Below are 8,001 nucleotides of genomic sequence, written 5' to 3' on the forward strand. Positions count from 1 at the left end.
ATTACGCAAGGCTGCCTAATTTAGCGAGTGGTGCACTTCGGACTTGAATTCGCGCGGGCTTCTATCAACTTTATGTTACGAGTAGTGAGCTTGGATTTGACTGACTAGATTATCAAGCGCTTGATCGATAAGTTGGTAACAATAAGCTAAATATTCCTGATTCCGCTCATAAGGGTCTTCAATTTGCGAATGGTAGCCTTTGGATTCAGGAATTAGTGCCGCGAGAGATATCGCGTTAAATCCTTCATAATATTCTTCTAATATATACTGATTTTTATGGTCAAATATCAGTATGAGTTGTCCCTCAGGTTTCATATCTTTTTGCTTGATCCACTTAGACCGATGGGAGCTTAAATCTAACTGCCACGATTTAGCTAATTCGACACACTCAGTAGGGCAGGATCTATTTTCGTGTTGATGAAAACCGTAAGAGTCGACTTTAATATGCTGTAAGTCCGCATCGTTTAGTTTCTGTTTTAATAACTCTCCTGCAAAAGGGCTTCGCATTATATTACCGTAGCACACGACTAATATTTCATTAAGTGGCTCAGTCAAAACTTGTTCTAAATTCAATATTTTGGATTTTCTTATGTTATTTTTTATGATTGGTAAGTTGTCTACTTTGTCCTGAAATAACGATTTAAACTCAGCAACAAATGGTGCCCTATCTTGCCAATCAAAAGAATCTATTTTCTCTTGCCAAGTCAATAAACGGGTAAAGCCAACCAAACGTTTTGCAAGTTTTAGAGAAGCTTTGCCCAAACCAAGTTTTTCACGTTGTTGTTCGAAGTCAGATTTAATGTCGTAAATATCGCTAGTAAAATTACGTGCGTAAGCATAGGGATTATAAGTAAACTTTGGATCTATTGGATAATCTAGCAGAGTCATCGCATACATGGCTGGAAAGTTGACTCCGGCAAAAATAGCAAGAGGCAAAGACCCCCAAAATCGAGCGTTTATTTCAATTAAGATCCAATCTTGCGTGTCGGGGTTAAATTTAAACTCGAACATTGCAACACCATCAAATCTTAGCTTACTACATATTTTTTGACATGCATCGAGCATGCTAGGATCAATTTTACTTGCCTTTCTGTAGGTACTTCCCCCTCCGCTTTCAGGCTCTGCAACTCTTTCATGTGCAAAAGCAGCATAGAGCTCTCCTTTTACAGCTAAAATAGAGATGCCTACACCGTACCCTGCATTGTAAGTTTCGATTAAACAATCAGAGTAATGTTTACGAAAAGCGTCAAATCCATCTTTGTCTTTAACGATACTAACACTGTTCCTTTGGTTAAGATGCTCAGAGGTGTAAGACTGGACCGGTTTTAGAACCAAAGGGCTCCCAAACTGTTCAGTTAGTTCGTTATAGCTGATTGAAGTTAGATTCAATAACGCCCCTTTTGCCACAGAAACACCGCATGTTTGCGCTATCAGTCGAGTCTCTACTTTGTTGAACAATGGAGCCATGATAGCTGTGTTAGGAATAGCAAAACGAGTCTTAATGTTTAACGAAGCTTGAAAGGTTTGCAAAGGGTAGAGAGCCCTCTCATCGCAGGGAATCGCGATGTCGTATTCATTAGTTAACAGCAAATCAGAGACTTTAGCATTCCAGTCTGCTGGGTCGTAGGCTTGGTAATTAAAGTAGTAACGATTTCTTATGTATTTTGACTTTAAAGAAGGGGTTCGATTTGAGAAAGTGACTACATCCACATTCATCTCCACTTCGCCTAGCGAGCGAATTACTGATAAAAAACTACGGGTGTCTTCACCAAATATTAAAACGTTTTTGTTCTTTAATTGTTTAAAAGCTTTGATTGTTGTTTTGTTAACTTGCATTAGTTTCCATTAGCCTTGCAAACGTGTATAGGTTTTCGCACACACAACTGACATATTCAGGTATGTTTACAGGCAAAGCATGCCCACTTTTCACTAATACCGGTGTTGTGATGTTCGCAGACACAGCAGCTTCTACATCACTCACTTTATCTCCGATCAAAATACTTTTGCTTACATCAACATTATATTTTTTAATTAGTGTATTTAGCATGCCGGGTTTAGGTTTTCTACATTCACAATCAATAGCGTATTTACCTTTTCCACTTTCAAAATGATGGGGGCAATATTGAACATCTGATATTACAATACCTGCAGCCTCGAATTTAGCTAACATCCAACTATTCAGTTTGTTAAAATCATGTTCGGTGTAATAACCTCTTGCTATGCCTGCTTGATTAGTAACGATAAATAGTAAATAACCTAGGTTTTGTAATATTTTTAATGCTTTTACTGTATCTGGTATAAACTCAAAATCTTCAATTTTATATAAATAATTGATTTCTTTATTGATTACTCCATCCCGGTCTAGAAATATGGCTTTTTGTTGATTCATTTTTTTCTTTCTTCGCCTATCTTCATTTGGAAGTCTTACGGGTAACAATTTAACATCATATTTAATTTTTAGGCATAGGTATAAGTCTTGGATTTCTATATGTGTATTGCCTGTGACTGTCTTTTCTCGATAAGTAATTACTAACGACTATTCAGTCATTAGTACAATTTGAAATACTCTTCTGATTGGTAAAGCGAGACTTCAGTTTATGGATGCAGTAACTCAATAAAAAATGGGGTTTTTTACGGCGTATGCTAGAAATAATCATTTTATTAGAGTGGCTGGAGAGTGATTTTTTATAGCGTCCTTCTCCTCCCATATAGTCATAAGTCGAATAGCCTTTTTCTGCGTAGTAAGCAGTCGCAAGACTGTGAATCAATAAACCTGGTTTGATCCTATTGTCTTTCTCATAATTTATACCGGATAAATAAAAGTAAACTTGATCTTGATATATTAAGTTATATAAATATCCGATAGTCAATTCTCCAACAGTTAACTTCAGAATATCGATTGCCTCGGAATTAAAATTGTCTTTTATTAATTGCACATGAAATCTGAAAAACTCTGGGTTTTCAAAGCCGCTATTAATCTTTCCCCATCGTGCTAAATGTAGAATACTGACCTCATTTAACATCATAAGGGCTTCTTCAGTACTACTAGCTTTAGTTAATTTTATAGCCCCCCGCTGACTATAGAGTTTTTGAGTTCGTCTTATTTGTGAGCGAGTATTTGCAGATAATGTGTTTAAAAAGCAGTCCAAATTTGCGAAGGCAGATTGTAGGTGAGTAGCATAGCTAACTGTTTCCCAACTCGTATGTTGCATTAGAGTAGAGGCTCTTGGTATTTCTATCAACTCGCTGTTGCTAACACCTACCATTAACTCGTCACATTGGTGTAAGGCATGTTCAAAATAATCAGCCAATGCCGCACGAACTGCCCAAGCTCGATGCTTGGCGCAAAGCACATCATTATACTCAAGCCATATCTGGTCTTTTACTCCGTCTCCGGTTCTATTTAACCAAGCTTGTCGCGATGTTACTCCATATTTTCTATTTGATTTAAAACATAATAAACCTAAGCCTACTACCTCATCGCCATCTAACACTTTAATTAAGTCAGTTTTGAAGTTTATATATTTCAACCAAGTAGAAATCCAATGCCAACTAGTAAAAAAACTTTGTTCTGAGTTTTGTTGTAGCTCTATCCAGACTTTTTCAAGTAGTGGCATTTGATGTTCACTAAACTCGGTCAACGTTACCGTAAGGCGTGACATAGGCTCCTAATACGAAATTCAATATGAAAATAAGCTTTATTCTAATCATATTTAATCGTTAATTAATACTTTTTGTTCGATCTCAAAAGATGGTATTAAGTTAGCTAACTTTACAAAATTTAAAATCATACTCCGAAAAAGTTTCAAATAATAATGGCCAACATTGCCTGACCACTGCAAACACGAACTTTTTGCATTTGACTATTTTTTTTCTTGATGATCTTTTATCCACTTTTCTATTAATGCAATTTTTTTCATTGAGTCCACATTACGAACTTTTATACTTGCAATGATTTCTTTAGCTAGTTCAAACTCACCTGCTTTGGCACTAGTTTCGGCATAATTTAAAACAACGTTGCTGGAAAGGCCAATATCCTTTGGAATCATCTCATAATATTGTAAAGCTGAATTGTAGTTATTTTGAGACATATAAATTGTACCCATAGTATCTAATACGTCTGCGTTCTTAGGTGCAAGTTGCAATGCTTGATTGCCGTATGTTAAAGCAGAGGGTATATCATTTTTTGACAAGTAGATATTTGCAAGATTATTTAAAATTACCAGATTGGGCTTAGTGTCTGTCACAAGCTTCAAATACGTGTTGATAGCTGCATCGGGATCTGAAAACAACTGTCGCTCTGCCAATAACATTCTTATATCTATATCGTTGGGATTAGCCTCAGTGTATTGTTCAAGTAATTTTAATGCTGCACTGTAATTTGAAATTTTGTCATAGACGAAAAGTAAAAAAATAAAATTTCGTTTGTTAGGCAGTGAGCTATATGCAACCAATGCATTTGGAAGAGCCTCGTTATATTTACCTTTACTTGCTTGTATACGAGAAATAATCCCTTTCACTAAGGGAATATCTGATGCTTCCTTCGGAAACGTGTTTAGCAGCTTTTCAGTTTCCTCAATTCTATTGTCCATTACCATAAAATATGATTTCAAAATCTCTAATTGTAGGTCATATTTTTTTTCTGCGGTTCGAACTTCAATAGCATTCGCAGCGTCTTTGAATTTTTCTTGAGCATCCATCGCCATAATAAAGCCCATAAAGGCATCCCTATTTAATGGAGATAACTTCTGCCATTGTTGATAGTGTTTTTCTGCTAATTCTATTTGGCCTGAATTTATTAGGATATAGCCTTTAAAACTCCATTCTTCAGGAGAACTATTTGGGTCAATGTTTGATAGGTCTTCCATTATGGCCAACGCTTCGCGATAGCGACCTTCTTTAACTAACACTTGCCCCGTGAACAACCTAAGAGCATTGTTACTTTTATCGTCTTTATAGGTTTTCACGATCAAATCTACGATAGATTCCACCGGGTTTGATTGACTCTTATTCATATTGTAATAAGCAGCAAGACCCGGAATATACTTAGAATTTCTCTCTATAATATTTTTCACTATTGAAAGTGCTTTTGTGAAATTACCCCTATTAACTTCTATATTTGCAATCCCTAGCAATAAAGAGGGATGTTGTGGAAAAATTGTTAGTCCACTCTGATATTCTCTCAGTGCATCATTTAGCTTATCAGTTTTAAGATACGATTCAGCAGCTACAAGATAAGGGCTGATATCGTCAGGTAATTTAGTCTTCCACTCTAACGATAACGCTAGTGCTTTTTCATATTCCTGGTTATCTAGATATGCTGTGGCTAGAGCCTGCAACGCTGCTTTTGTCGGCGTTTCATTAAGTGAGTTTTCTAAGTCAATAATGCCCGATAGATCGTTAATTGATAATTTAAGAAGACCTAATTTTGCGAGTTTTTCGCTTCCCAATTCCGTTTCGGATGCTTTGCCTAAAATAGATTTAGACTCTTCTACTTTACCTTCCTGCTGTAATTTAACAGCCGCGCTACTAAAAAGCTCGAGACTATCATTTTTCTTGATTTCCAAGTTCATCAGCGTTTGTGTTGCCTCGGTACTCAAACCTAGCTTTAGCTGAGTTGATGCTAATACTCTCAAGGCAAAGTGGCTTTTGGGTAACTCATCGGCAATCGCTGACAAATAGCGATTTGCTTGTTCATAATTTTCTAGTCTATAAGCACAATAACCCGCTATGACGCGAAGTACAATGTCATCACTACCATACCTTAGGGCTGTTTCAGCGGATAATTTAGCATTTTCATAATCGTTTTTCGCTGCGCTTAAAATGCTTTTGTGTCGATTTATGATGCTGTTATTGGGGTATAATGTTAATAAATGATCGATAAATGGTTCAGCATCGTCATAACGCTTTTCAGCAACTAAAATGCTTGAGTATATAAACTCTGCCCCAGTGTCATTAGGGTTTGACTTGATGTAAGTTGAGAATAATTCAGCCGCTTGTTTTAATTGATTTGTGCTTAAATATATCTGACCTTTTAGCTTTACTACTTCTTCATGTTGCGATTCACTTTCTGACAAACTTTCGAGTTTTATAAGTGCTAAACGGTAAGATTCATTCTTAACATTGAGTAAAGCTTCGGCCAAGGTTGTATAGAAAGTGTGATTATTGATTTGTTTAAGTTGGTTAATCGTATCTTTAGCATTTTGTACTTTATTAAGTTCGGTGTAAGCAACAAACTTGTAGTACAGAACTTCAGCCAATTTTTCATCATTTTCTATTATTAAACTGGTGTCTAGCTTTGTAATTGCTATAAACGACTCTGTTTTTCTGAGCGCTTTAGCAAGAAGAGGGGTTGCTTGGCTTTGTGAGTAACCTAATTCAATAGCCTTATTTAATTCTTTGATCGCATCTTGATATTGGCGATTCGACAAGTAGGCATTTGCAAGTTGAAAGCGTGCTTCTGCCAAGCTTGGATCCTTATTTAGAATACTTTTTAATTCAAAAATTGCATTTGAACTATCGCCTGACTCCACTAGTTTTTTAGTAATGTCTAATCGTTCTTCAAGGGATTTTCCTTCGCAAGAGTATAGTATGGCTGTTAGGCAGCATAAAATTATAAACTTCATTGAATTGTGAGCCTCTATGCAATTTAAAAGTAAGATTGGATACGGTGTGTGTTATCGAAGTTTAAACTATCACTTTGTTTGATGACTAATCAATGTTGCTCAGATAAATTTAGATGACGACTAATAAAAAACCGACACAAGGTCGGTTTTTTATAAACAAACTGATTGTTATTTTTTAGATATTTTTCTAAAGCCAGCTAGGCCAAGCAAAGTTAAGCCAAAAAATGTAAGTGTAGCTGGTTCTGGAACATTAACCGCTTCCACTGCAAACTGAGCATTTAACGTACTAGTTAAATTTTCAGGTGTAATCAAACCGAAAGTTGCTCCTCCAGGAATAGAAATAACTTGAAGACCACTTAAACGAGTAGTTACTTGGTAATCAGTGTGATAGCCGTCATTCACCAACCCAGTTAAATCCATTGCAACGGTGAAATCAATAAAGTCTATACCAAACCCACTAACAGCAGACGCACCACCACCAGTCAAATCCACAATGAATGCATCGTCTGGAGCATACGGGAATAATGAACCAGCATTATTAAATGTTTCATTAAAAATGATATCAAACTTAAGTTCTGGCAATGTATATGTACCGGCAATTAAATCAGCACTTGCTAACTCTAGACCATCGAATAAATCAATAGAAGTTAATGACGGTATACCTGTTGGTAAATTGCTGTGCGTCATTTGAGTACCTTGGTTAAATAATAAACCGCCGTACATACTGGTTGTCGCAGAACCTGTAACGCGCGAGGTGTCGTTACCGCTTGCATCAGTAAATGACAAACAACTAGGGCCAGTTCCCCAGCAAACATTGTCTATCAAAGTACCTGTGGATAAAATGCTTGGTCCAGTTCCACCGACAGTTCCTGTATTAGAATCTCCATTTACATAGCCCGCAGTACCTAAGTCATAATATAAACCATCTTCGGAATTTTGTACCCAGTTATTGCCATTATTGGGCGATAAAGCGCCAGTAGATGCCGTTGGGTTATAGTTTGGGTCCAGAGTTGTATCGGCACCGCCAATATTAACAGAGTTGCCGGTAGTAACATTCGCAAAACCAGCTTCGTTTACGTAGCCCCAGCTAGATATTACAGTTCCAGCATTTGCTGCTGCTGACATTGTCAGTGCAATTAAGCACGCGGAAATTTTGTTTAACTTTTTCATCGGTAAGTCCTTTGGTCGGTAAGGTTAGTTCAATTAAAATAAAGCACAAAGCGTGCCTAAATATTTAATCCCTTTATAATCAATGGTATGGCTTTTTTGCCTTTTTTTTACAACACGTTTTTGTAAACAAAACTGACACCTAATCTATAAAAAGGGCTGCCCTAATTCGAATCAACAAACAAGCTTAGTGACTATGTAAATCTTT

Annotated in this window: 5 protein-coding genes; all 5 read right to left on the reverse strand. The window is 36.6% G+C overall.

Annotated features, from left to right (window positions below; genetic code table 11):
* Positions 1 to 75 precede the first annotated feature (75 nt).
* The 5 genes from NWQ57_RS18795 to NWQ57_RS18815 all read right to left on the reverse strand — a co-directional run bounded on the left by NWQ57_RS18795 (position 76) and on the right by NWQ57_RS18815 (position 7,796).
* Positions 76 to 1,836: an ATP-grasp domain-containing protein gene (locus tag NWQ57_RS18795; RefSeq protein WP_306023714.1), complete on the reverse strand. Its 1,761-nt coding sequence runs from the start codon at positions 1,834 to 1,836 to the stop codon at positions 76 to 78.
* Complete coding sequence (gmhB, locus tag NWQ57_RS18800) at positions 1,826 to 2,389, reverse strand: D-glycero-beta-D-manno-heptose 1,7-bisphosphate 7-phosphatase (protein ID WP_306023715.1); 564 nt, start codon at positions 2,387 to 2,389, stop codon at positions 1,826 to 1,828. Before gmhB ends, NWQ57_RS18795 begins: the two co-directional genes overlap by 11 nt.
* 151 nt (positions 2,390 to 2,540) lie before the next feature.
* Positions 2,541 to 3,662: a GNAT family N-acetyltransferase gene (locus NWQ57_RS18805; protein WP_306023716.1), complete on the reverse strand. Its 1,122-nt coding sequence runs from the start codon at positions 3,660 to 3,662 to the stop codon at positions 2,541 to 2,543.
* Between the two features lie 201 nt (positions 3,663 to 3,863).
* Positions 3,864 to 6,626, reverse strand: a complete 2,763-nt coding sequence (gene prsT / locus NWQ57_RS18810) for an XrtA/PEP-CTERM system TPR-repeat protein PrsT (protein WP_306023717.1) — start codon at positions 6,624 to 6,626, stop codon at positions 3,864 to 3,866.
* Between the two features lie 168 nt (positions 6,627 to 6,794).
* Positions 6,795 to 7,796, reverse strand: coding sequence for a PEP-CTERM sorting domain-containing protein (locus NWQ57_RS18815; protein WP_306023718.1), 1,002 nt, complete (start codon positions 7,794 to 7,796; stop codon positions 6,795 to 6,797).
* Between the last annotated feature and the right edge of the window lie 205 nt (positions 7,797 to 8,001).

This window comes from Paraglaciecola sp. (assembly GCF_030730205.1).
GTDB lineage: Bacteria > Pseudomonadota > Gammaproteobacteria > Enterobacterales > Alteromonadaceae > Paraglaciecola.

Coding starts and splice junctions, on each gene's coding strand:
- NWQ57_RS18795 (WP_306023714.1), bottom strand. CDS start 1,836: ATGCAAGTTAACAAAACAACAATCAAAGCTTTTAAACAATTAAAGAAC.
- gmhB (WP_306023715.1), bottom strand. CDS start 2,389: ATGAATCAACAAAAAGCCATATTTCTAGACCGGGATGGAGTAATCAAT.
- NWQ57_RS18805 (WP_306023716.1), bottom strand. CDS start 3,662: ATGTCACGCCTTACGGTAACGTTGACCGAGTTTAGTGAACATCAAATG.
- prsT (WP_306023717.1), bottom strand. CDS start 6,626: ATGAAGTTTATAATTTTATGCTGCCTAACAGCCATACTATACTCTTGC.
- NWQ57_RS18815 (WP_306023718.1), bottom strand. CDS start 7,796: ATGAAAAAGTTAAACAAAATTTCCGCGTGCTTAATTGCACTGACAATG.